This window comes from Verrucosispora sp. WMMA2044 (assembly GCF_027497155.1).
Classification (GTDB): Bacteria; Actinomycetota; Actinomycetes; order Mycobacteriales; family Micromonosporaceae; genus Micromonospora; species Micromonospora palythoicola.
In genome coordinates, this window is record NZ_CP114913.1 from 576,409 (window position 1) to 598,757 (window position 22,349).

General features: G+C 69.6%; 20 protein-coding genes. 4 read left to right on the forward strand and 16 right to left on the reverse strand.

The genetic code is table 11. The features are described 5' to 3' along the window. Positions 1-24: 24 nt before the first annotated feature. The 8 genes from O3597_RS02645 to O3597_RS02680 all read right to left on the reverse strand — a co-directional run bounded on the left by O3597_RS02645 (position 25) and on the right by O3597_RS02680 (position 11,270). Positions 25-1,668, reverse strand: a complete 1,644-nt coding sequence (locus O3597_RS02645) for a glycoside hydrolase family 13 protein (protein WP_281604453.1) — start codon at positions 1,666-1,668, stop codon at positions 25-27. Positions 1,669-1,730: 62 nt separating this feature from the next. Beyond that, positions 1,731-2,765, reverse strand: coding sequence for a LacI family DNA-binding transcriptional regulator (locus O3597_RS02650; RefSeq protein WP_164447592.1), 1,035 nt, complete (start codon positions 2,763-2,765; stop codon positions 1,731-1,733). Between the two features lie 60 nt (positions 2,766-2,825). Next, the gene (locus tag O3597_RS02655; RefSeq protein ID WP_164447591.1) at positions 2,826-3,791 is read right to left on the reverse strand and encodes a carbohydrate ABC transporter permease; all 966 of its coding nucleotides are present in this window, start codon (positions 3,789-3,791) and stop codon (positions 2,826-2,828) included. Position 3,792: 1 nt separating this feature from the next. Then, positions 3,793-4,845 carry a sugar ABC transporter permease gene (locus O3597_RS02660; RefSeq protein WP_164447590.1) on the reverse strand — a complete coding sequence of 351 codons (1,053 nt, stop codon included), beginning with the start codon at positions 4,843-4,845 and terminating at the stop codon, positions 3,793-3,795. Positions 4,846-4,914: 69 nt separating this feature from the next. Next, positions 4,915-6,264: an ABC transporter substrate-binding protein gene (locus tag O3597_RS02665; protein ID WP_164447589.1), complete on the reverse strand. Its 1,350-nt coding sequence runs from the start codon at positions 6,262-6,264 to the stop codon at positions 4,915-4,917. Positions 6,265-6,497: 233 nt separating this feature from the next. Next, on the reverse strand, positions 6,498-7,988 hold the full coding sequence (locus O3597_RS02670) for an MFS transporter (protein ID WP_164447588.1): 1,491 nt from the start codon (positions 7,986-7,988) through the stop codon (positions 6,498-6,500). A gap of 22 nt (positions 7,989-8,010) precedes the next feature. Then, positions 8,011-9,333: a peptide ligase PGM1-related protein gene (locus O3597_RS02675; protein ID WP_164447587.1), complete on the reverse strand. Its 1,323-nt coding sequence runs from the start codon at positions 9,331-9,333 to the stop codon at positions 8,011-8,013. 17 nt (positions 9,334-9,350) lie between these two features. Beyond that, positions 9,351-11,270, reverse strand: a complete 1,920-nt coding sequence (locus tag O3597_RS02680) for a chorismate-binding protein (RefSeq protein ID WP_281603169.1) — start codon at positions 11,268-11,270, stop codon at positions 9,351-9,353. 223 nt (positions 11,271-11,493) lie between these two features. Here O3597_RS02680 and O3597_RS02685 point away from each other — a divergent pair, with 223 nt between their 5' ends. Then, positions 11,494-12,714, forward strand: coding sequence for a 3-deoxy-7-phosphoheptulonate synthase (locus tag O3597_RS02685; protein ID WP_164447585.1), 1,221 nt, complete (start codon positions 11,494-11,496; stop codon positions 12,712-12,714). A 2-nt stretch (positions 12,715-12,716) separates the two neighbouring features. Continuing rightward, complete coding sequence (locus tag O3597_RS02690; protein WP_164447912.1) at positions 12,717-13,412, forward strand: isochorismatase family protein; 696 nt, start codon at positions 12,717-12,719, stop codon at positions 13,410-13,412. On the opposite strand, the gene O3597_RS02695 is transcribed toward O3597_RS02690, so the two are convergent. The 3 genes from O3597_RS02695 to O3597_RS02705 all read right to left on the reverse strand — a co-directional run bounded on the left by O3597_RS02695 (position 13,389) and on the right by O3597_RS02705 (position 17,489). Further along, positions 13,389-15,785, reverse strand: a complete 2,397-nt coding sequence (locus O3597_RS02695; protein ID WP_281603170.1) for a LuxR C-terminal-related transcriptional regulator — start codon at positions 15,783-15,785, stop codon at positions 13,389-13,391. The two genes, O3597_RS02690 and O3597_RS02695, sit on opposite strands and share 24 nt — an antisense overlap. Before the next feature lie 247 nt (positions 15,786-16,032). Beyond that, positions 16,033-16,527 carry a TspO/MBR family protein gene (locus tag O3597_RS02700; protein WP_164447582.1) on the reverse strand — a complete coding sequence of 165 codons (495 nt, stop codon included), beginning with the start codon at positions 16,525-16,527 and terminating at the stop codon, positions 16,033-16,035. Positions 16,528-16,640: 113 nt separating this feature from the next. Beyond that, positions 16,641-17,489 carry a helix-turn-helix transcriptional regulator gene (locus tag O3597_RS02705; RefSeq protein WP_281603171.1) on the reverse strand — a complete coding sequence of 283 codons (849 nt, stop codon included), beginning with the start codon at positions 17,487-17,489 and terminating at the stop codon, positions 16,641-16,643. Positions 17,490-17,628: 139 nt separating this feature from the next. On the opposite strand from O3597_RS02705, the gene O3597_RS02710 reads away from it, so the two are divergent. Next, on the forward strand, positions 17,629-18,315 hold the full coding sequence (locus O3597_RS02710) for an SDR family NAD(P)-dependent oxidoreductase (protein ID WP_164447580.1): 687 nt from the start codon (positions 17,629-17,631) through the stop codon (positions 18,313-18,315). 189 nt (positions 18,316-18,504) lie between these two features. Here the strand turns inward: O3597_RS02710 and O3597_RS02715 are convergent, their stop codons facing one another. The 4 genes from O3597_RS02715 to O3597_RS02730 are packed head-to-tail and all read right to left on the reverse strand — an operon-like array spanning position 18,505 to position 20,332. After that, positions 18,505-18,648 carry a GPGG-motif small membrane protein gene (locus tag O3597_RS02715; protein WP_018786997.1) on the reverse strand — a complete coding sequence of 48 codons (144 nt, stop codon included), beginning with the start codon at positions 18,646-18,648 and terminating at the stop codon, positions 18,505-18,507. After that, on the reverse strand, positions 18,639-19,415 hold the full coding sequence (locus O3597_RS02720; protein ID WP_164447579.1) for a metallophosphoesterase: 777 nt from the start codon (positions 19,413-19,415) through the stop codon (positions 18,639-18,641). Before O3597_RS02720 ends, O3597_RS02715 begins: the two co-directional genes overlap by 10 nt. Before the next feature lie 9 nt (positions 19,416-19,424). Further along, a complete protein-coding gene (locus O3597_RS02725; RefSeq protein ID WP_164447578.1) occupies positions 19,425-19,700 on the reverse strand; it encodes a hypothetical protein in 276 nt (91 codons plus the stop codon). Then, complete coding sequence (locus tag O3597_RS02730) at positions 19,697-20,332, reverse strand: nucleotidyltransferase (protein WP_281604454.1); 636 nt, start codon at positions 20,330-20,332, stop codon at positions 19,697-19,699. The genes O3597_RS02725 and O3597_RS02730 overlap by 4 nt, the downstream gene beginning before the upstream one ends. Positions 20,333-20,512: 180 nt before the next feature. Here O3597_RS02730 and O3597_RS02735 point away from each other — a divergent pair, with 180 nt between their 5' ends. Beyond that, entirely contained in the window at positions 20,513-21,178 is a 666-nt protein-coding gene (locus O3597_RS02735) for a thymidylate kinase (RefSeq protein WP_164447911.1), read from the forward strand. Here the strand turns inward: O3597_RS02735 and O3597_RS02740 are convergent. Continuing rightward, positions 21,163-21,858 carry an SDR family NAD(P)-dependent oxidoreductase gene (locus O3597_RS02740; RefSeq protein ID WP_281603172.1) on the reverse strand — a complete coding sequence of 232 codons (696 nt, stop codon included), beginning with the start codon at positions 21,856-21,858 and terminating at the stop codon, positions 21,163-21,165. The two genes, O3597_RS02735 and O3597_RS02740, sit on opposite strands and share 16 nt — an antisense overlap. Positions 21,859-22,349 lie beyond the last annotated feature (491 nt).

The window sequence follows — 22,349 nt, forward strand, 5'->3', positions numbered from 1 at the left end:
GGCAGTTCCGCACCACGCTCTCGCCTAGACCTCGACCCAGACGGTCACGTCGGTGGGCACGGAACCGTCCTCGTTCAGCGGGCCGCTGCTGTGCACCACCTCGCCCTCGGGCACCGGGGCGGCGGCGGCCCCGAAGTTGGTGAACACCACCAGGTCACCGTTGCGGAAGGACAGCACCTCGTCGCCGGAAGCGAGCCACTCCAGGGTGCCCCGAGCGAGTCCGTACGCGCGGCGCAGCCGCAACGCCTCCCGGTACAGCTCGTACGTCGAGCCGGGCACCCCGCGCTGACGGTCCAGCGCGTACTCGGCCCAGACCGGCGGCTGCGGCAGCCAGCTCGCGTCGGTCGGCCCGAAGCCGTACGAGGGCGCGTCGGCCTCCCACGGAATCGGCACCCGGCACCCGTCGCGGCCCCGCTGGGTGTGCCCGCTGCGCTCCCAGGTCGGGTCCTGCCGCGCCGCGTCGGGCAGGGTGGTGTGCTCCGGCAACCCGAGCTCCTCACCCTGGTAGAGGTAGGCCGAGCCGGGCAGGGCCAGCATCAGCAGGGTGGCCGCCCGGGCTCGCCGCAGCCCGGTGGCGGCGTCCGGCTGCTCGTCGCCGACACCGATGCCGTTGCGTCGGGGCTTACCGATCGGCAGCCCGAGCCGGGACGCGTGGCGTACCACGTCATGGTTGGAGAGCACCCAGGTGGTGGGCGCGCCGACCGAATCGGTGGCCTCCAGCGATCGGGTGATCACCGCGTACTGGGCGGGAGCCGTCCACGCGGCGAGCAGGTACTCGAAGTTGAACGCCTGGTGCATCTCGTCGGGGCGTACGTAGCGGACCAGCCGCTCCGCCGGCTCCACCCACGCCTCGGCCACCAGGATCCGCTCGCCGGGGTAACCGTCCAGCAGCCGCCGCCACTCACGGTAGACCTCGTGCACGCCGTCCTGGTCCCACATCGGCGGGCGGGGCTTGTCCGCCTCCTGCCCGGAGAGGATCTCCTGCGGCTCCTGCCAGTCGGCCAGGTCGGCCTGCTTGATAAGACCGTGCGCCACGTCCACCCGGAAGCCGTCGACGCCACGGTCCAGCCAGAACCGCAGCACGTCCAGGAACTCGGCGGGGACCTCGGGATTGTCCCAGTTCAGATCGGGCTGCGCGGTGTCGAACAGGTGCAGGTACCACTGGCCGTCGGGCACCCGGGTCCAGGCCGGGCCGCCGAAGACGCTCTGCCAGTCGTTGGGCGGCTCGGCACCGCCCGGTCCGCGGCCCTCGCGGAAGATGTACCGCTCCCGCTCGGCGCTGCCCGGACCGGCGGCCAGGGCGGCCTGGAACCAGGCGTGCGCCGCGGAGGTGTGATTGGGCACCAGGTCGACGATGACCCGCAACCCGTTGGCGTGGGCCTTCGCGATCAGGTCGTCGGCGTCGGCGAGCGTGCCGAACAGCGGCTCGACGTCCCGGTAGTCGGCCACGTCGTAGCCGGCGTCGGCCTGCGGGGACGGATAGAAGGGGGAGAGCCAGACGGCGTCGACGCCCAACTCCGCCAGATGGCCGAGGCGGGCGGTGATCCCGGGCAGGTCGCCGATGCCGTCGCCATCCGAGTCGGCGAACGAGCGGGGATAGATCTGGTAGATCACCGCCTCCGTCCACCAGCCGGTTGCGGGGTTCTGGTGCGTCGCGTCGTGGTTCAGAGCGTGCTCCCATGGTCGAGCCGTCCGGGCCCGGTCGGCCCCGACGGCGTGCTGGCTGTCGTTCAGTTTGCCCGGGCGGGCGCGGTCGAATCACGTACGACCAGCCGAGTGTCCAGGATCACCGACGAATCGGGTTTGCTCACGTCGGCGTCGAGGGCTCGTCCGCAGAGGGGGTCGAGCAGCAGTTGAGCGGCCAACCGACCCTGCTCCACCGCAGGTTGGGCGATGGTGCTCAACCCCAGCACCCCGGAGAGGGCGTGGTCGTCGATGCCGATCACGCTGACGTCCTGAGGCACCCGCAGACCGGCGTCGCGCAGCGCGGTCAGCGCGCCCATCGCCATCTCGTCGCAGGCGGCGAAGATGGCCGTCGGTGGGTCGCCCCGGCGGAGCAGTTCCTCGGTGGCCCGGGTGCCGCCGGCGATGTCGAAACTCGACTCCACGTCGAGGCTCGGGTCCGGCTGCAACCCGGCCGCGCGCAACGCCTCCTGATGCCCCCGGCGCCGGTCCAGATGAGCGCTGAAGGCGAGTTCGTCGTCGGGGTCACCGGAGATGTGCGCGATCCGGCGGTGCCCCAGATCCAGCAGGTGCCGGGTGGCGGTCCGCGCCGCCGCCACGTCGTCGATCCGCACGCAGGGCCAGCCCGGCACGGTGGTACCGGAGCTGATGGTGACGCCGGGCAGGTCGAGCGCGGCCAGGGCGGTCACGTCGGTGGCCCGCAGCGGGGTGGCGACCAGCATGATCGCGTCCACCCGCTTGTGCAGGTGGGTGGCGTACAGGACGCGCTGCCGGTTCTGCTCCCGCCCACCCAGGTTGTACAGCAGCAGGTCGTATCCGGCCCGGTGGAAGAAGTCCTCGGCCGCCTCGACGACCACCCCGAAGAACCACCGGGTGATCCGGGGAACCACCACCGCGACGGTGCCGGTCCGGCCACCGGCCAGCCGTGAGGCGCTCGGCGACACGGCGTACTGCAACTGCTCGGCGGCGGCGAGCACCCGGCTGCGGGTCGCCGCCGACACCGTCGGCAGCCCGCGCAACGCGCGGGAGACGGTGGCCGTGGAGACGCCGGCCAGCCGGGCGACATCGTCGATCTTCGTCACGTGACACCCCGCTCACGTCCCGCCTGGTGCCGCCGCCGATGGCGACGGCACCACGGCGGATCAACCCTTGACGCTGCCGGCGAGCAGCCCACGAACGAAGTAGCGCTGCAACGACAGGAACACGATCAGCGGTACGACGATCGAGACGAACGCTCCGGCGGTCAACCGTTGCCACTCGTTGCCACGGGTGCCCGCCAGTTCGGCGAGGCGGACGGTGAGTGGCGCGGTGCCCTCGCCGCCGCCGGCGAAGATGAGCGCCACCAGCAGATCGTTCCAGACCCAGAGGAACTGGAAGATGCCGAACGCGGCAAGCGCCGGGGCAACCAGGGGCAGCACGATGGTGCGGAAGATCCTGGGGTGGGTGGCCCCGTCGACCCGGGCCGCCTCCATCAGATCCTTCGGCAGTTGCGAGATGAAGTTGTGCAGCAGGAACACGGCGAAGGGCAGCGCGAAGCAGGTGTGCGCGAACCACACCTGGGCGAAGTTCTGCGCGCCGTCGAGGTTCCAGGCGGGCAGCAGGGTGACGCCGCCCAGGCTGACTCCGCGGGAGAAGAAGCTCAGCAGCGGCACCAGGGCCATCTGCAGCGGCACGATCTGGAGCGCGAAGATGCCGATGTACAACCAGTCCCGGCCCCGGAAGTTGATCCACGCGAGTGCGTACGCGGCCAGCGCCGCGAACGCGAGCGGGAACAGCACCGACGGCACGGTGATCACCAGCGAGTTGATGAAGTAACTGGCGAGCCTGCCCGAGGAGGCGGACTGCCCGAACAGCACGTCCTGGTAGTTCTGGAGCGTGAACTGCGGATCGCGGAAAAAGGTCCACCAGCCGGTGGTCTTGAGCTGATCCTCCGGCCGGAACGAGGAGACGAACAGACCGAAGGTCGGGATCGTCCAGACGATCGCGATGACGATCGCGCACACGGTCGCGATTCGGGTGTTGAGCCGCTTGCGTACCCGGGACACCCGGGTGGACCGCTTGTCCACGGCCTGGGTGCCGGCGGCGACCGGGGGAGTGGTGGTGGTCATCTCAGCCCTCCCGCCGCTGCTGACGCAGGTTGCGGATCTGGAAGATCACGATTGGGATCACGAGCACGAAGAGGAAGACCGCCAGTGCGGAGCCCTGCCCGTTCTGGCCGTACCGGAACGCCTGGTTGTACATCTCGTTCGCGATCACGCTGGTGTCGTAGTTGCCGTTGGTCGAGGTGCGGACGATGTCGAAGACCTTCAGTGTGGCGATCGAGATGGTGACCACCACCACGATCAGTGCGGGCCGGATGCTGGGCAGCGTGACCTGCCAGAACATCTGCCAGGGATTCACCCCGTCCAGGCGGGCCGCCTCGACGATGTCGGCCGGGATGGACTTGATCGCCGCGGAGAGCACCACCATCGCGAAACCGGCCTGGATCCACACCATGATCACGATGAGCAGCAGCGTGTTCAGCGGCGAGTCGAGCAACCACTGCCGGGGTTCGGCGCCGAGGCTGACCATGATCTGGTTGAGCAGACCGATCTGCTCCTCTCCCTGCCCCCGGTAGGCGTAAACGAACCGCCAGATGATGCTGGCGCCGACGAACGAGATGGCCATCGGCATGAAGATCAGCGATTTCGCCACCACCTCCAGCCGGGCCCGGTCGACCAGGACGGCGTAGAGCAGGCCGATCGAGGTGGCGACGAGCGGAACGAGGGTCACCCAGACCAGGGTGTTGAGCAGCACCCGCACGATCGAGTCGTCGGCGAACATCCAGCGGTAGTTGTCCAGACCGACGAAGTTCTGGCTGCCGCCGTCCATGAAGGACAGCAGGGTGGTCCGGAGCGCCGGGACGACCAGGCCGATCAGCAGCAGCACCACCGTCGGTAAGAGGAAGAACGTGGCGAACAGCCCCTCGCGGGACCTGGGCCGCCCGGGCGGCGGTGCCCCGTTGGCGGTGGCGGCCACGAACCGCGCCTCGCGTCGCCGCGCGAAGAAGGCCGGCACCGCGTCGAGCAGCACCAGCAGGCCGCCGATCACCACCGCGAAGGCGACCAGCCCCCACAGCAGCATGATCAGTTTGGGTGCCTGCTCGGCAAAGTCGAACTCCATCAACCCTCCCCGGGTCCTCAAAAGAGCCGGTGGGCCGGTCCGCCCAGGCGGACCGGCCCACCGCCGGAATTACTTCCAGCTGCTCTCGATGCCCTGCAGGACGTTGGCGGTGTTCCCGCCGTTGATCCACTCGACCATGCCCTTCCAGAAGGTCCCGGCACCGACGGCGGCGGGCATCAGGTCGGAACCGTCGAACCGGAAGACCGTGCTGTCGTCCTGGAGGAGCTCCACCGACAGCTTGTCGATCGGGTTGGCGACGTTGGCCAGGTCGAGCTTGTTGTTCGCGGACACCCAGTCGCCGATCTTCGCGCGGCTGTTGGCGTGCTCGCCGGAGGCGAGGTACGTCTGCACCGCCTGCACCTCGGGACGGTCGGCGAAGGCCGTCACGAATTCGCCGCCGCCGAGTACCGGCTTACCCTTGGCCGGGTCGATGGCCGGGAAGTAGAACGCGAAGACGTCGCCGTCCTCGGCGACCTTGGTGCCCTCCGGCCACTGGTTGGCGTAGAACGACGCCTGCCGGTGCAGCGCGCACTTACCCTGAGTGATCGGCAAGCCACCGTCCTGGAAGGCCGTGGTGGCGATACTGCGTACGCCGCCGAATCCACCGTTGACGTACTTCTCGTTCTTCAGGATGGTGCCGGCGCGGTCTACCGCTTCGGCGACCCGGGGGTCGTTGAACGGGATCTGGTGGGTCGTCCACTGGTCGTAGACCTCGGGGGTCTGCGTACGGAGCATCAGGTCTTCGATCCAGTCAGTGGCCGGCCAGCCGGTGGCGTCACCGGACTCGATGCCGGCGCACCACGGCTTGATGCCGCTGTCCGCGATCGTGTCGCTGAGCTTGATCAGGTCGTCCCAGGTGGTCGGGACGGACCAGCCCTTCTCCTGGAACATGGCCGGCGAGTACCAGACGAACGACTTCACGTTCGAGCCGAGCGGTGCGGCGTAGAAGGTGCCGTTGACGGTGCTGTACTTCAGCCAGTCGGCCGGGTAGTTGGCCTCGGCCATCGCCTTGGTCTCGGCGCTGGCCGCCTTGATCTGGCCCTGCTCAGCGAACCGCTGCAGCAGACCGGGCTGGGGGATGAAGGCCAGGTCGGGGGCGTTGCCGCCGTCGACCCGGACGGGGAGTTGCGCCTCGAACTCGGCGTTACCCGTGTGGTCGATGTCGATGCCGGTGCAGTCCTCGAACTGCTTCCACGATTCCGCGAGGCGTTCGGCCTCGATCTCCCGGATGGACGAGTAGATCGTCACCTTCTTGCCCTCGTGGCCCTGGTAGTTCTCGTACGGGGCGCACTCCGCGGAACCGGCGTTGCTGCTGCCGCCGTCATTGCTGCTGCTTCCGGTGCCGCAGGCGGTGGCGCTGAGCGCCAGCCCCAGGACGCCGGTGATCGCGAAAGCCTGGCGCAGTCTGGCAGACGCCATGCTGTTCTCCTTCCTTGCCGGCGCTTTCGGAGAGCCGTACATGCGCCGGTCCGATAGGTCGTCCCCACATGTAAGCGTTTGCATTCGCTCGGGTCCACCCCCTTACCGGACACGGCGCGGTAACAATCCGGCAATGTTCACCGAGCTCGGCGGCGGTTTGCCCGCCAATGGCCGTCGGGTCGACGGTCCGTCCCGGTTGCCGCGACCGACCGTGGCGGGCCGCCTCGAGCGGGTCACGGCTCGGCCCTGGCGAGTTCCGGCTCCCGGCCCTGTTCCGTGGTCTCCCGTACGGCGGAGGCGGTCACCGCTCCCTCCCGGCGGAGGAACAGCGAGGCGACGGCCGCACCGAGCGCCAGCACAGCGGCGGCGCCGAAGCCGGCGCGTACCCCGTCCACCGTGACCGAGGTGGCCACGCCGCCGCTCTCCGCGGCGGAGCTGCCGATCGCGACGGCGGCTGCCATCGCGGCCAGGGCGATCGTGTTCGACACCTGCTGGGTGGTGTTGTAGAGACCCGACGCGAGCCCGCTGTCGTCGCCGACATCCTCGACGGCGGCCCCGGTCACCGGGATGTACGCGATCGGAGCGCCCGCACCGGTGATGGCGAAGGCCGGCAGCACGGTGCCGAGCAGGCTGCTGTCCGGGCCGACGGTCAGGAAAAGTAACAGGCCGGTCGCCTGCAGGGCGAAGCCGAGCGCGGCGGTGCGCCGGCGACCGAGCCACCCCAACAGGCGTGCCGCGACCGGACTGAACACGGTGACCGGCAGCGCGAGGGCCAGATACGTCAGACCGGTCTCCCACGGTGTCAGACCGCGGATTGCCTGCAGGTACTGGGTGGCGATGAACATCATCGCGCCAAGTCCGACCGGCAGCCCTGCGGCGGCGATGTTGGCACGAACGATTCCCGGCACCCGCAGCAGGCGTAGCGAGACGAGCGGGTGAGCGGTACGACTCTCGATCGCGGCGAAGATGGCGAGTAGCAGGATCCCGACAGCCAGCGGCACGACGAACCCCGCCGCGCCGCCGAGAATGGTCGGCGCGCCACGCAGCATCGGTTCGAGCTGGGTCAGCGCGAGGATCAGTGCCGCCAGGCCGCCGGTGACGGTCGCCGCGCCGGGCAGGTCCAGGTGGCGCTGGGCCCGGGGGAGCTTGCTCTCCTCAAGACTGCGCAGCGCCAGCAGACCACCGATCACTGCGGCGGGTACGTTGATCAGGATGACCCAGCGCCAGCCCCAGGCGCCCGCGACCAGCCCGCCCAGCAGCGCACCGGAGGGAATACCGATCGAGCCCGCGGCGGCCCAGACGCCGAGCGCCCGGTCCCGCGCCCGGCCGCTCGGAAACGCCACAGTCAGCAGCGACAGCCCGGCGGGGGTCATCGCCGCCGCGCCGAGACCCTGGATCGCCCGGCTGGCGATCAGCATCCAGGCGCTGTCGGCCAGCCCGCCGAGCAGCGCGCCGACCCCGAACAGCGCGTAGCCGATCAGCAGGAGCAGGCGGCGTCCGTACAGGTCGGCGATCCGGCCGGCCAGCAGCATGCAGCCGGCGAAGACCAGGACGTACCCGGTGACCACCCAGCCCAGGTCGGCCTGGGAGAACCCGAGTTCGCGCTGGATGTCGGGGAGGATCACGGTGACGAGGAGACCGTCGAGCATGACGAGGAAGTCGGTCACGGCCAGAGCGACGAGCGCCGCGACGCCAGCGCTCCTCGCGGTGGTTTCCGGCTGCATGGCAAGGAACCTCCGTAACAGATCAGTGTGCGAGCGGCAGGGCAGCGTCGGTGGCGGCGGCCAACCGGCGGGCGTCCGCCAAGGTGCGGGCGATGGCGATGTACTCAACGGTTCCGGTGCTTGCGACGGCCTCGGCGGCGAAGACGATCCCCTCGGTCCGCCCGTGGTCGAACAGCAGGCCGGCGTCCGCCAGTGCCCGCAGGGCTTCGCTGAACGACGACACGCGTACCCGGTTGCGGGTGACCAGGGCATGGGTGCGGGCGTATCGAGGTCCCAGCAGGGCGCGGCACAGCACGTCGATGTGCGTGCAGCCGCCCATCCGCCCGTTGATCTCGCTGAGCATGACGTCCCCGCCTGCGGTCAGCAGGGAATCCACGTTGAGGTACCCGTAGAACCCCCGCTCGCCGGCGGCTCGGGCGATCTGCGCGCACTGGGCGACCATCATGGCGGAGTCCACGTCGCTGACGGTGCCGCCGTGCAGCTCCAGGCCGACGAAGACCGGTGCCATCCGCATCTCGCCGAAGTTCAGCAGATCCGGTGCCCGTCCCGGACCGTGGACGAAGAACTCGCAGCACAGCGGGCGGGCGTCGGGAAAGTAGGACTCCACCACCACCCGGGTGTTGAGACCGATGGCGACCGAGGGCCAGAGTCGTGCCGCGACGGCCGGCAGGTCGGCATCGTCGTCCACCCGTAGGGTGCTGCGGGAGCCGGCGAAGTCACGACGCTCGCTCCGGGTGACCACGGTGTTGCCGACGCCGCCCAGGTTTATGTCCTGCTTGATGATCACGTGGCCAGTGGCCGGAAGCAGCTCGACCATGGCGTCGGCCAGCTCGGCGGGGTTGGCGGCGATTCGGCCGGGGGCCAGCGGTGCGCCGGAGGCCGCGGCGATCTCCCGGAACACCACCTTGCTGTTCAGTGACTCCGCCCCACCGGAGCGCAGGTAGCCCGCGGTGGCGGGCAGACGCAGGCCGAGCGTGTCCGCGAGGGTGATCGCGGGCCGGTCGAGGAAGAACGCGACCAGGTCCCAGCCCTGCACCGACCCGACGCGGCGCTCGATTTGGCGTCGTACGTCACCGTCGTTGAGCGCTTGGTGCGACCAGATCAGCCCATCGTTGCCGCCGGCGGGAACGATGACCTGCTTGTCGCTGACGCTGCGACCGAGCAGGGCGTTGGTGTAGGCCAGGAAAGCCGGTGACGGCTGCTGCGGCAGCACGATCAGGTCCTCCTCGGTGACCATGACCAGCAACCGTTCCGCGGCCATCGCGCTGTACCGGTAGTCCTCCTCGTCACGCGGGCTGCCGCTCATCGCCAGCCCGTCGACGTTGGCGAGAATCAGCTTGGGCATCGGTCCTCCTGTTGGTACTAGCGGTGGTTGACGACGGCTTCGGCGGAGAGGAGTTCGTGCAGGATCTCGGCGAGAACGTCGAGACCGTCGATGCTCAGCACCGACTCGGGGTGGAATTGCAGGGACTGGAAACGGGCGGCGCGGAGGCTGTGGATCTCTCCGGTTCGCGGATCGAAGCTCGCCTCCACCGGCCCGTACTCTTCGTCCGGCTGCGACGTGGTGGCCAGGGCGGCGAAGGTGTTGTAGAAGCCAACCCGGCGTGGCCGTCCGAACAACTCGATGGTGGCCTGACGGCCCTGGTTCGGCGCTGATTTGCGAATCAGCGCGTAGCCGAGCAGATCAGCGAGTACCTGATGGCCCAGGCAGATGGAGACGAACCGGCGTTCGGTGGACAGCAGCTGGGCGGTGAGTGAGCGGAGGCGAGCGATCTTCGGGTTGTCGTACTGACGCGGGTCGCCCGGCCCGGGACCGACAACCACCAGATCGGCCGCGTCGAACTCGACCGGCCGATGCCACGGCACCACTGTCACCTGCGGGCCGAGCGATCGGAACTGCTGGGCGAGCATCGTGGTGAACTGGTCCTCAGCGTCGATCACCAGGATCCGCCGGTCGGTGAGCCGTCCGGACTCTGGGTGGCGCCGGTCCGGATCGTCCAGCCAGAAGCGGGCGAGGCGCCGATTGCGGCGGCGCAGCGCCCGGCGCACATGCGGAATGTCACTCAGCTCGGGTGCCGTCCGGGCGGGGGCGGGGCGGGGCGTACGGGCGGAGCCCTGGAGCGCATCCAGCAGGGCGGCGATCTTGGCGTGGGTCTCGGCTACCTCGGCGTGCGGATCGGAGTGCCGGACGAGTGTGGCACCGACCCCGATTGACAACTCGCCGCCCGGGTTCAGATGCATCGTCCGAATCATGATCGCCGAGTCGAGCGTCTGCCGTCCGGCACCGTCGAGCCCGATCAGTGCCAGGACCCCGCTGTAGTAGCCCCGACCGGTCGACTCGTGTCGACTGATGACCCGGAACGCGCTCTCCACCGGGCTGCCGGTGACCGTCGGCGCGAACATCGTTTCCCGCAGCAGGTCCCGTACGTCGAGGCCGCTCCGTCCGGCCAGCAGGTACTCGGTATGCGCGATCCGGGCCATCTGCTTGAGGTAGGGCCCGATGACCCGACCCCCGCGGTCACAGATGCGGGCCATCATCTTCAGTTCCTCGTCGACCACCATGAACAGCTCGTCGACTTCCTTCTCGTCGGCGAGGAAACGCAGCACCTCGTCCGGGCTTGGTCCGGTCGATCCGAACCGGTAGGTGCCGCTGATCGGGTTCATGGTCACCTGTCCGTCGACCACGCCCACGTGCTGTTCCGGGCTGGCGCCGACGAAGGTGTGCCCGCCCGCGCGGACCAGGAACGTCCAGTAGGCGCCGTGCTCGGCGGAGAGCAGCCTGCGAAACACGCTGAGCGCTGTGTCGATCGAAGCGTCCGACAGGAGGGCACGGAACGTCCGGCGGATGACGAAGTTCGCCCCCTCGCCGCGGCCGATCTCGTCCCGGACGACGCGGCGGATGGTCTCGGCGTATTCGTCGTCGCCGTCATCGAAGCCGCCGTCGGTCAACCCGACCGGAGCGTTGGGCAACTGGCGCAGCAGCTCCGACCGGCTCGTCATCCCGGTTGCCCGCACGTTCAGCACGAGCAGCGGGCTCCCGTCGTCCCGGCAGTCGTAGCCCTGCTCGTGCGCCTGCCGGAAGGGCACCACCACCAGCGAATGGATCCCCGCCTGGTCGGCCTCGGTCGGCGCGGGTAGCTCGGCCAGCCGCTCGATGCGGCCTACTGTGCCCGCCAGGAGTTCGACCTGGTCGCCGTTGGCCTGGGGACGGTACAGCAGTGCAAAGTCCTCGTACTGCCCTGCGCGGAGCGCCGGCAGATCGACGGTGGGTGTCTCTCGCACAGCGGTTGCCTCCTCTCGTCATCGGTGTCCCATGACAGGTTGTCCGGCGCAGACCGGGCCGTCCCTACGCGATCGGGTAGCGCCGGCGGCGGGAGGCCGTGGCGGGGCCCGGACGTGTCTACCCACGGGGGTAGGTGACGGCGGCCCTCGACTCGTTAGCGTTCTTTCTGCCTGTCGACAGGGCTGGATCTCGTCCGCATCACCAGATGGAGGAGTCAACGACATGGCATTACAGACGGTTGCCCCTCGATCGGTCTCGACAGCACCTCTCGGGGCTGATACCGCGCCACGGCTTGCCCCCCCGGCGGCCCGTGCGCAGCGCCTGCCCGCCGCCCAACAACCGCCCTGGGCGGATCCGGATCTCGTCGACCGGACCCGGATCGAACTGCTGCGACAGCCGCCGCTGGTCGAGCCGGATGAGACACGGGTGCTGCGCGCTCTGCTCGCCGATGTGGCGCAGGGGCGGATGCATGTGGTGCAGGCCGGTGACTGCGCCGAGGATCCGGCCGAGTGCACGCCGGAGCACGTCGCTCGCAAGGTGGGGCTGTTGCAGGCACTGGCCGGAGTGGTCCAGATGCGGACCGCGCTACCCGTGCTGAAGGTCGGTCGGATCGCTGGGCAGTTCGCCAAGCCCCGCTCGGCTGCGACGGAGTGGGTGGACGGACAAGCGCTTCCGGCCTACCGGGGGCCGCTGGTCAACGACCCGCGCCCCGACCCGGCGGCCCGCCGTCCGGATCCCACTAGGATGCGGCTCTGCTTCGAGGCCGCCCGTCGGGCCGCGCGTCAGCTGTGGCACCCGGTGCCGGAGGCGCGGGTGTGGACCAGTCACGAGGCCCTCGTGCTGGCCTACGAGGCACCGCAGGTACGCCGGCACGACGACGGAGCGTACTACCTCACCTCGACGCACTGGCCCTGGATAGGCGAGCGGACCCGTGACGTGAATGGTGCGCACGTCAACCTGCTGGCCGCACTGGCCAATCCGGTTGCCTGCAAGATCGGCAAGACGGCCACTCCGGCGGAGGTGCTCGCCCTGGCCGATCGGCTGGATCCGCAGCGGGATCCGGGACGGTTGACCTTCATCTCCCGCCACGGTGCCGAGGCGGTCGGAACTCGACTGCCCCGACTGGTCGCGGCCGTGCGGGCCGCCGGCCACCCGGTCATCTGGCTCTGCGACCCGATGCACGCCAACACCGTGAGCGCGGCGGACGGCCGCAAGACGCGGATGCTCAACGCCATCCTCCGCGAGGTCGACGAGTTTCAGGCGGCGGTCGCGGCGGCCGGTGGCGTCGCGGGCGGGCTACACCTGGAAACCACCCCTTTCGAGGTACGCGAGTGCGTGGCCGACGAGACCGAGCTGAGCAGCCCGGTCGAGCGGTACACCACACTGTGTGATCCCCGGTTGAATCCAGAGCAGGCGCTCGCTGTGGCAGGTGCGTGGAGGTGACCATGACGACCATCGCCGAGCCGAGGCGGGCCGCCATCCCGCCGATCGCGGCATATTCCATGCCCACCGCCGACGAGCTTCCGCCGCAGGTCGTGCCCTGGCGGCCGGACTCCCGGCGGACGGTACTGCTGATCCACGACATGCAGCGGTACTTCCTGGCGCCGTTTCCGGAGCGGGTGGCACCGACGGTCGACCTGCTCAGGAACGTGCGAGAACTGCGCGACGAGTGCACGCGGCAGGGCGTACCGGTGGTCTACACCGCGCAGCCAGGCTCGATGAGTCAACAGGATCGGGGGCTGCTGGCGGATTTCTGGGGACAGGGAATGAGCGCGGCGCCCGAGCACCGGGCGATCGTGGATGAGCTGGCGCCCGACGTGGCGGACACGGTACTGACCAAGTGGCGATACAGCGCCTTCCACCGCACGCCGCTGCTCGATCTGCTCCGCTCGTGGGGTCGGGACCAACTGCTCGTGTGCGGTGTGTACGCCCACATGGGATGTCTGGTGAGCGCGCTGGACGCCTTCTCGCACGACATCCAACCCTTTCTGGTGGCCGACGCCGTCGCCGACCTGACCGTGGCGTACCACCGGCTGGCGCTCACCCTCGCGGCCGAGCGATGCGCGGCAACCCCGCTCACCGCGGCAGTCCTCTCCGATCTGGACAGCCGTCGCCGCTCATTCCATGAGCTGAGGCCGTAGTGCCACGAGCTCCAGACGGGAGGTGATGTCGAGCTTCCGGTAGATGCCGCGGAGGTGGTAGTTGACGGTGTGCGACGACACGTTGAGCTGAACGGCTGCCTGGCGGTTGGTCAAACCTGCGGCCACAAGTCGGGCGACCCGCAGCTCGGTCGCGGTCAGCGTGGTCAGCCGGACCGGCGGTCGGTCATTCCCCGCCGGTCCGTCTGGCCTGCCCCGTTCCAGCCGCAACACGAGCGTCTCAAGATCCGTTCGAGCAAGATCGCGAGCCCACTGATCCCGGTGTTCCACCGCCGCGTGGGCGATGCCCGCCAACGTTCCCTCGTGGGCGCTGCTGGCGTGTCTTGCGGCTGTCGCGACAGTCGGAAAGTCGGGATTGGCCGCAGCCAGGGACTCCACCGCAGCCACTGCGAGAGCGGCCAACTGCGGGTCGTCGGCGGCCTGGGCCGCGCGGACACACCACGCGGACGCGGCCGGTTCCTGCAGCAGCAGCGGGATCCGCCGGACCAGCCCGACCATCGGGCCGCCGAGCAGCTTGCCGGCGCAGCCCAACCCGTCCCGTGCGGCAACCACGAGCAGTTCGACGAAATCGAACTGCGGAGAGTGGGGATACCCCTGCCCGGAGGCTGACCTGCGCCGGTACTGTCGCAGATACTTCTCGGCGTTCCGCAAGTTGCCGGAGAGCAGCGCAAGCCGGGCGAGCACGGTATATGCCAGCGGCACGAGCAACAGGGTGTTGAATCGATCGCCGATGGTCACCGCGTGTCTGGCGTGCTGCTCGGCCTCGTCCAGGTGACCGGACCGGAACCGGGCCATCGCGCGGATGGTCGCGCACGGGACGAGGTACGCCCTGAGGTGCTGGCGTGCCAACTGTGCCTCGGTGGCGTCCAGGATCGCCTCGGCCTCGGCGAATTCCCCGATTCCCACCAGCTTGTCCGCCAGCGCTAGGCGCGGCCAGGGCACGGTCTCGTCCGACGACCGGGCCGCAGCCCGCCCCAGCCGCAGTCCCGCCGCGATGTCTCCGGCAGTCCACGCGATATCCGAGCGGACTGCCGTCGCCATCGCGCCGAGCGGCCCGATGGGTCGCGTCGTGGTTTCGCCTCTTTCGTCGTCGATCGCGGTGTGCGCGAGTGCGGGGTTGAGGCAGAGGAGCCCGAGCAGCCGGGTGGCCCCGACGGCCTCAGCCAATTCGTGGCTGAGGCCCGGGGTGGCAAGGGCGGCCTCAGCTTCCCGGACACCGGCCTGAGCCTGCCCGCTGACAACCAGCAGCTCGGCCTGCACGGATCGGATCTCGGCGGCCAGCGCAGGCTCCATCGGACTGTCGAGTACCCGCCGGGCGAGGTCGATGGCCTCCCGTACGTATCCCGCGGCGACGAGGCTGCGCACCGCGTCCACCGTCCCCGCTGGGCGGAGGTCCTGGAGAGCGGGTTCGGTGGCCGCCGACTCCGGGGTGTTCACGAGTTGCGCGATCTCGTGGCTCAGTGCCCGGCGGACCGGCAGCGGGATGGCGTCCAGCACCGCCATCCGAATGATCCGGTTGTGGAAGGTGACGTGCTCGTCCTCGTACCGCATCAGGCCCGCACCCATGACCTCGGCGAGCGGCACCAGCAGGGAAGCGGTGCTGGTGTCCAGGGCGCGGGCGACGTGTTCGAGTAGGAGCGAGTGCCCGACCACGGCACCCACCCGGGTCACCTGCTGGGCCTGCACCGAAAGCCCGGCCAGGACCCGGTTGACCGAGCGCCGCACCCGGGCCGGCACCCGATGCGCGTCGTCGGAGTCGAGCCGGCCCTCCTCGCGCAACCCTTCGACCAGGTCGATGACCAGCCTCGGATTGCCACCGGCGTTGGCCGCCAGGCCCAGCACCGCCGGTGGCGGCGGCCCGCCCAGCAGATCGCCGACGAGTTCGTGCACGGCGTCCTCGGAGAGCACGTCCAAGCTGACCCGGTCGATCAACTCGTCGTACGCGGCGAGTGCGCGGTCCAACTCGGGTGGACCCAAGCCCGGAGTACGGGACATGAATAGGGCCATGGGACGTTCGGCCAGCCGCCGTAGATGCAGATTGAGAGTGCGGACGAGCGTCGGGTCGACCGAGTGGGCATCGTCAATAATGATCAGTATCGGCTGTTCCGGGGGCTGCTGACCGAGCGGACGCCCGCCGGTGCCCAGCTCGATGCTCGAGAAAGTGTCGATGGACGCGACGACTATGCCCAACTCGACCGCGAACTGCCGGGAAATTTTCAACAGCGTCGTCTTGCCGGTGCCCGGGGCGCCTTCGATCAGGAGTACCCGGCTGGCACCTTGTGCGACGTCACGGAGCAACTGGTGGGTTAGGTCTCGTTCGTACGCACGGTCATAGAGTCTGACGGGCTCTGACACCAGCGCTCCCCCGCATTGATGGCGACTGCTCGACGATTGTGCCACCAATCAGTGACGAAGCGTGCATTGGCTGTGACGAATTGTGAGACCTCTTCGGGCCGGGGCCACGGTGACCGGCACCGACGGTGATTGAGAGATCTTCGGTAGGCAGAATGATCAGCGCCGCCGGACGGTTGGCCCGCCGAAACAACGCCAGATCGTTGCGGTGGCTGCCGTGGTCGCCGTTCGGCGGCTGGCCCGCCCCCGGTCAGGTGTTGAGCTGCCAGATCGAGTAGTTGAGGGCCGCGGCGAAGGTCACCCACGCCCAGTAGGGCAGCAACAGCACCGCCGCCACCCGACTCGCCCGGGCGAACAGCAGGACGGTCACGCCGATCGCCAGCCACAACAGGATGATCTCGGCGAAGGCCAACCCGTACCGGTCACCGGCGAAGAAAAGCGGCGTCCAGGCGGCGTTGAGCACGAGTTGGACCACCCACGCGCCGAGGGCCACACCGAAGCCCACCCGGCGCCAGACCAGCCAGGCGGCTACCGCGATCGTCGCGTAGAGGATGCTCCAGACCGGGCCGAAGAGCCAGGACGGCGGCGACCACGCGGGCCGGTCGAGGTTCGCGTACTGGTCGGCGGCGCCCGAGGCGGCCAGGTTGCCGATCACGGCGGCGGCCAGGACGGCCACCGCGAAACCGGCGAGCGCCCACCACTTGCCGGCACCGTTTCGTCGGGTCTGCTCCGTACTCGTCCGCATGGTCGGTGGTTCTCCGCCGAGTCGGGGCGGCAAACCTTCCGGAGGGTCCTCGTCGGGCCCAAGGGCCATCTTCAGTGTGCTCGGACAGCACGGTGGCCGGCTCAGCTGTTGATTTACCCGAAGCTGTCGACCCGGGGCGCGGTGGATAGGCCCGCCGAGGCAATCAGGGCCAACCTGTCCGCGTCGTCTGACCCGGCGTCTGCGTGGTACACGACGAGCATCAGGTGCTCGGCCCCACCGATGCCCAGTCGTTCTCGGTTCAGGGTCAGCCCGCCGACCTGCGGATGGTTGATCCGGATCGTCGTCCCACGCTGCCCGCGTACCTCGTGGCGGGCCCAGAGTTCGCGGAACAGGACACTGCCCTGGGAGAGTTCACCAGCGAGTTCGACGAAGCGCGGATCGTCGATGTCGTTGCCCACGGCCTGTCGGAGGTTGGCGATCAGGCACTCCGTCATGCTCTCCCAGTCCGGGTGCAGAGCCTGTTCGGCCGGATCCAGGAACATGTCTCTCAGTTGGTTGCCGCCTACGGCGAGGCGGGGGGAGAGCGCCCTGGCATGAGCGTTCGAGGCCAGGATGTCGAAGTAGCGCCCCTCGATGAAGGCGGGCTGGACGAGGGAGTCCAAGAGTTTGAGCGCGCCGGGCGGCGGCGTCTCCGGGTGTCGTCTGGCCCGGCGTTGCCGGGGTGTCTGCGACACCAGTGTCCGCAGATGGGCGACGTGGTCGCCGTTGAGGCGGAGCACGCGGGCGATCGATTCGAGCACCTGCGCGGACGGGTTGCGGTCGCGGCCCCGCTCCAACCGTAGGTAGTAGTCGGCGCTGATGCCCGCCAGCATGGCGACCTCCTCACGCCGCAGCCCGGGCACGCGCCGTACGCCGACGTCGGGGATGCCGGCCTGCTGAGGTGTGACCAGCTCGCGTCGCGCCCGCAGGTACGCACCAAGAGCGTTCTTCGTCGCGTTCACGCGGCCAGCCTAGGGCTGTGCGCGGCGGGCAGAGGGGGTCCTGTCACACCCCGGGTTCGACGGGGCTCCGGCTGTGGCGAGTAGCTGCCCATACCGTTTCGAACGGTCCGCACGGGCCGCGTATTTCGGGAGGAAGAGCATGAGCGTCACGCTGATCACCGGGGCGAACAAGGGAATTGGCTTCGAGACCGCCAGGCACCTACTGGAATTGGGTCACGCCGTTTACGTCGGCGCGCGTGATGTCGGGCGCGGGGAGAAGGCCGCCGCAGCGCTCGGCGCGCGGTTCGTGCAACTCGATGTGACCGACGACGCCTTGGTGACCAGCGCGTTGGCGGCGATCGACGCCGCCGAGGGTCGGCTCGACGTGCTGGTGCACAACGCGGGCATCCTCGGCGACGGCGTCACCGACGGTCCCACGGCACTGCGGGTCTTCGACACCAACGTGGTGGGAATCGTGCGCGTCACGGAGGCGGCACTTCCCCTGCTACGCAGATCCGCGAACCCTACGGTGGTCACCGTGTCGAGCAGTGCGGGTTCGTTCTGGGCAGTGAACAATCCCGAACGGCCGGAATTCCATCTGTCGGTTCCGCTCTATTCGGCGTCCAAGACGGCGGCCACCATGCTGACGGTCCAGTACGCCAAATCCCAGCCGGGCATCAGGTTCAACGCACTCGAGCCGGGCTTCACCGCCACCGATCTGACCGCGGCGGTCGGCGGCGGACGACCTGCGGCGGAAAGCGCCAGAACGGTCGTGCGACTGGCGACCCTCGGCGTCGACGGTCCGACCGGTACCTTCCAGGACGAGGCCGGGGAGCTGCCCTGGTAAGGCCGCAGACGGGGGGCCAGGCCGTCCTGTCGCGGGGCGGGTCGACGGCGACCGGGGCGGGCGCGGTCCCCCGACCGACTGACGACAAGCACGCCGGGGCCGCCACGTCCGGTGACTCCTGTCGGGAGGACGGAGTACCGGTCGCGACGACCCCGGCGGGTCCGGTGAGCGACGCCCTGCGTCGCCAGGTCAACTGAAGATGCTGACCCCACCCGGGCCGACGAGCAGCCCGACGACGATGAGGACGATGCCCCAGAGGATCTGCCGGCGGAACAGCGCGAGGATGCCGGCGACCACCAGTACGACTGCGAGAATCCAGAGAATCAGCTCCATGGTTGCTGAATACCCCCGGCGGCGACTCCGGAAACCTCGCCTTGATCAAGGTGATCGCCCAGGTGGAAGACGCTGTACGCCTGCTTGATGACCGGGTGTGCCACGTTGCGGACGCGGACCCCGCCCGGGGTGGTGCCCCGCTCGGTGCCGTGATGGGCGTGCCCGTGCAGGGCGAGCGCGGTCGGCGCGGCGTCGACGGCCTGCCCCAGCTGGTAGCAGCCGAGGAACGGGTAGATCTCCAACGGCTCGCCGGCCAGGGTGTCCGGCACCGGGGCGTAGTGGGTGAGGGCCACCAGCACGTCGCAGTCCAGCGAGCGCAGTGCCTCGCTCAGCCGGTCGGCGCTCTCGGTCGTGGTGCGTACGAACGCCTTCATCTCCGGCTCGCCGAAGTCGCTGGCGCACCGGCCGGCGAAACCGCCACCGAAGCCCTTCACCCCGGCGACGCCGAGGCGGCCACCCGGGCAGTCCAGCACCACCCCGTCGCCCTCCAGGACGGTGATGCCCGCCTCCTCCAACGCCCCGATCACCTGGGGCACCTGGTCGCACTGATGATCGTGGTTGCCCAGCACGGCGATCACCGGCACGCCCAGGCCGCCGAATTCCCGGGCCACGCAGCGGGCCTCGGCCTCGGTGCCGTGCCGGGTCAGGTCGCCGGCGAGCAGCAGCGCGTCGACGTTGCCCGGTAGTTGCTCAAGTGCCGGCCGGAACCGGCCGACCACGTCCTCGTCCAGATGCACGTCGCCCACGGCGGCGATCCGGATAACCATCGAACCTCCTCAGGGCAGTTGCTCGATCTCCGTGGGCGCCTGCGTGCGGACCACCCCGATGTCACTGGTGATCGGCACGTCCGGGAAGCGATCGGCCACCCGGCGCAGGATCTCCTCCCGCCGGTGCGCGCTCTCGACCTCGCCGTGCAGCACGAGAGCGCGTTCAGTACGGACCACGGTGATTCCCTGTTCGGCGACGGCCGGATCCTCGGTGAGCAGCCGGTGGATCTCCGCCTCGACGTACTCGTCCGGCGGCCCGGCGCCGGAGTCGCGGTGCGCGGTCACGGTCTCCCCTTCCCGTCGGCCGTGCCGGAGTAGGGCACGACGTCCAGCCTGTCCAGCAGCACCAGGAACGACTCGGCGTACGGCGAGTGCTGCGTCTCCTTGCGTACCCGTTCCCAGTCGATCTGCTCACGCAGCGAACGGGCCAGCGGCAGCCCGCGGGCGAAGTCGCAGTAGTGCTGGGAGAAGCTGAGCAACTTGTGCACCATCAACTGGGTGGCCGACAGCACCGGCATGTGGATGGCGTCGACCGGGCGTACGACCGTGTCGGCGAAGGTCTCCTCGGTCACCGGCGTCTCGATCGGGCGGTGGATCAGGTCCACCATCCGGCCACCGTCGAAGACCTTCACCAGCCAGTCCTCCGGTGGCCGCTCGGCGGTGAAACCGGCCTGCCCCAGCGCCTCCAGCGCGGGTTCGACGTCGGACTCGCGGATGAGGAAGTCGACGTCGTGCTCGCTGGAGTGCCCGCCGTGCGCGTACACGGCGAAGCTGCCGCCGAGCGCGAACGGGATCTCGGACTGTTTGAGCACGGCGGCGACCTTCTTGAGGGTGTGTAGGAGAGTCTCGTCGTCGCGCTCGGCCATCTCGCCTCTCCCGTCGACTCGTCGGGGGTGCCATCCGGTGGGATCTCCGATCGGTACCCGGCATTCCGGTCGCCCACACCTGCGCGGCGCGCGCAAGGGGATGAACAGGGCGCAAACCGGATCTATGGTGCGGCCGTCGTGCGGCTGTCGGATAACCTTTCGAGGGTGGCCAGATCGACGGGAGCGCCCGATTCGACGGGAGTCCGCTGCGGCAGGGGGCGGCTCCGTACCATCGCCTTGATCGGCATCGACGGTTCGGGCAAGACCACCCAGGCGTACCAGCTCGCCGAGGCACTCACCGCGGCCGGGCACCCAGCCACCTACCACCGCAACGCCGGTGGCCGGCGCTGGCTCGGCCGGGTGGCGCACCGACTCGGTCGGTCGGATGCCCAGAGTCTCCTCGGCCGGGACGGAATGCTCCTGGTGGAGTCCGTGCTGCGCTGGCTGGCCATCGCGATGACACTGCTCGGTGGCCTGTGCACCGGTCGGGTGGCCGTGATGGACCGCTACGCGGCCTGCCAGTACGCCAGTCTGCGGGCACACGGCGGGCACCGCTGGGAGCGGATGATCCGGGCCACCTACCGACTCTTCCCCCGACCGCAGCTGACGTTCCTGCTGACCGTCGAGCCGACCGAGGCGTACCGGCGCATCGAGCGTCGGGGCACCGACCACGAGAGCCTGGGCTTTCTGGCCGCCGCCGACCTGGCCTACCGCACGCTGCCGGAGTATCCGACGTTCGTGCCGGTCGACGCGGATCTCCCGGCCGAGGAACTGGCCCGGGAGATCCGCGAGCACCTGAACGCCTGGCTGACGGCCGGGAACGAGCCGACCGCTACGTTGCCGGCAGGGGCGGCCGCGCCGGTGACGGAACTGGTCCCACTTCAGGCCCGTCCGTAGACCGGTACGGCGGCGCCGCTGGTGGGTGCCGACTCGTCCGAGGCGAGGAAGCGGATCACCGACGCGATCTCGGCCGGGTCCACCCAACGGGTGTGGTCGGCGTCCGGCATCGCGTCGCGGTTGGTCGGGGTGTCGATGACACTCGGCAGCACCGAGTTGCAGCGGACCCCGGCCGCCTTGTACTCCGTCGCGACCGCGGCGGCGAAGCCGAGCACGGCGGCTTTCGCCGTGACGTAGCCGGCGACCCCGGGAAAGGGCGCGAGAGCCGCCCGGGCCGCGACACAGACCACCGCGCCACCGCCGGCGGCGACCAGGTGGGGCAGCGCGGCACGGGTGACCAGGTGGGTCGGGCGGAGATTGATGGTCAGCATCCGTTCGAAGTCCTCGATCGGCGTCTCGTGCAACAGGCCGCCGCTGGCGTATCCGCCGACCAGATTGACCACCGCGCGCAGCGGCGCCTCGGGATCGCCGGCCGCGACCTCGGCCACCCGGGCGGCGTCCTGCGGGTCGGTCAGGTCCGCGACGATCCGGACCGGAGCGTCGCCCTCGGGTCCGTCCACCGGGTCCGGTCGTCGGCGCTGGGGCGCGACCACGCGCCACCCCGCCGCCGAGAAGGCGGCGCTGACCGCCGTGCCCAGCCCGCCCGTGGCCCCGGTGACCAACACACTGCGATTCGCCATGACCTGAGGTTAGTGCGATGGCCGGTCGTCGGGAGCTGGGCCCCGACGGTCGCCCTGACCGAACTGGAGACGCCGATCGCCCGCGCCGGTGACGTCCTCATCCGGGTGGACACCGGACCGCAGGTGGTGGGCCGGTCCTCGCGTCGGAAACGGGACAGCCGGCCGATGCGCGCTGTCGCCGCGGGCATAGAACCGGCGCACGGATTGTTCACCAGGGCGTGGGGTATTACCACCGGCGTGGATGAACCGAGCGGTCCACGTACGCGTATCAGGCAGTGACCAGGATCGCAGCACGGTGGTGACCCGGGTCGCTGCGACTGTCGGCCGGGCAGTGCTGCCATGGACCGGGACGGACGTCGATCCGTCGATCCGTCGACCTCACGAGGTGCCGGCCGGCGACAGCCAGGCAGGGTGCTGACAGCAAACATGGACGCTGCTCTCAGCGGATTATCAGGCATTCGTGACACTTTCGACCCACGACATGGAATCCC

Coding starts and splice junctions, on each gene's coding strand:
- O3597_RS02740 (WP_281603172.1), bottom strand. CDS start 21,858: ATGGCGAATCGCAGTGTGTTGGTCACCGGGGCCACGGGCGGGCTGGGC.
- O3597_RS02655 (WP_164447591.1), bottom strand. CDS start 3,791: ATGACCACCACCACTCCCCCGGTCGCCGCCGGCACCCAGGCCGTGGAC.
- O3597_RS02700 (WP_164447582.1), bottom strand. CDS start 16,527: ATGCGGACGAGTACGGAGCAGACCCGACGAAACGGTGCCGGCAAGTGG.
- O3597_RS02660 (WP_164447590.1), bottom strand. CDS start 4,845: ATGGAGTTCGACTTTGCCGAGCAGGCACCCAAACTGATCATGCTGCTG.
- O3597_RS02665 (WP_164447589.1), bottom strand. CDS start 6,264: ATGGCGTCTGCCAGACTGCGCCAGGCTTTCGCGATCACCGGCGTCCTG.
- O3597_RS02675 (WP_164447587.1), bottom strand. CDS start 9,333: ATGCCCAAGCTGATTCTCGCCAACGTCGACGGGCTGGCGATGAGCGGC.
- O3597_RS02670 (WP_164447588.1), bottom strand. CDS start 7,988: ATGCAGCCGGAAACCACCGCGAGGAGCGCTGGCGTCGCGGCGCTCGTC.
- O3597_RS02720 (WP_164447579.1), bottom strand. CDS start 19,415: ATGGTTATCCGGATCGCCGCCGTGGGCGACGTGCATCTGGACGAGGAC.
- O3597_RS02710 (WP_164447580.1), top strand. CDS start 17,629: ATGAGCGTCACGCTGATCACCGGGGCGAACAAGGGAATTGGCTTCGAG.
- O3597_RS02690 (WP_164447912.1), top strand. CDS start 12,717: ATGACGACCATCGCCGAGCCGAGGCGGGCCGCCATCCCGCCGATCGCG.
- O3597_RS02685 (WP_164447585.1), top strand. CDS start 11,494: ATGGCATTACAGACGGTTGCCCCTCGATCGGTCTCGACAGCACCTCTC.
- O3597_RS02715 (WP_018786997.1), bottom strand. CDS start 18,648: ATGGAGCTGATTCTCTGGATTCTCGCAGTCGTACTGGTGGTCGCCGGC.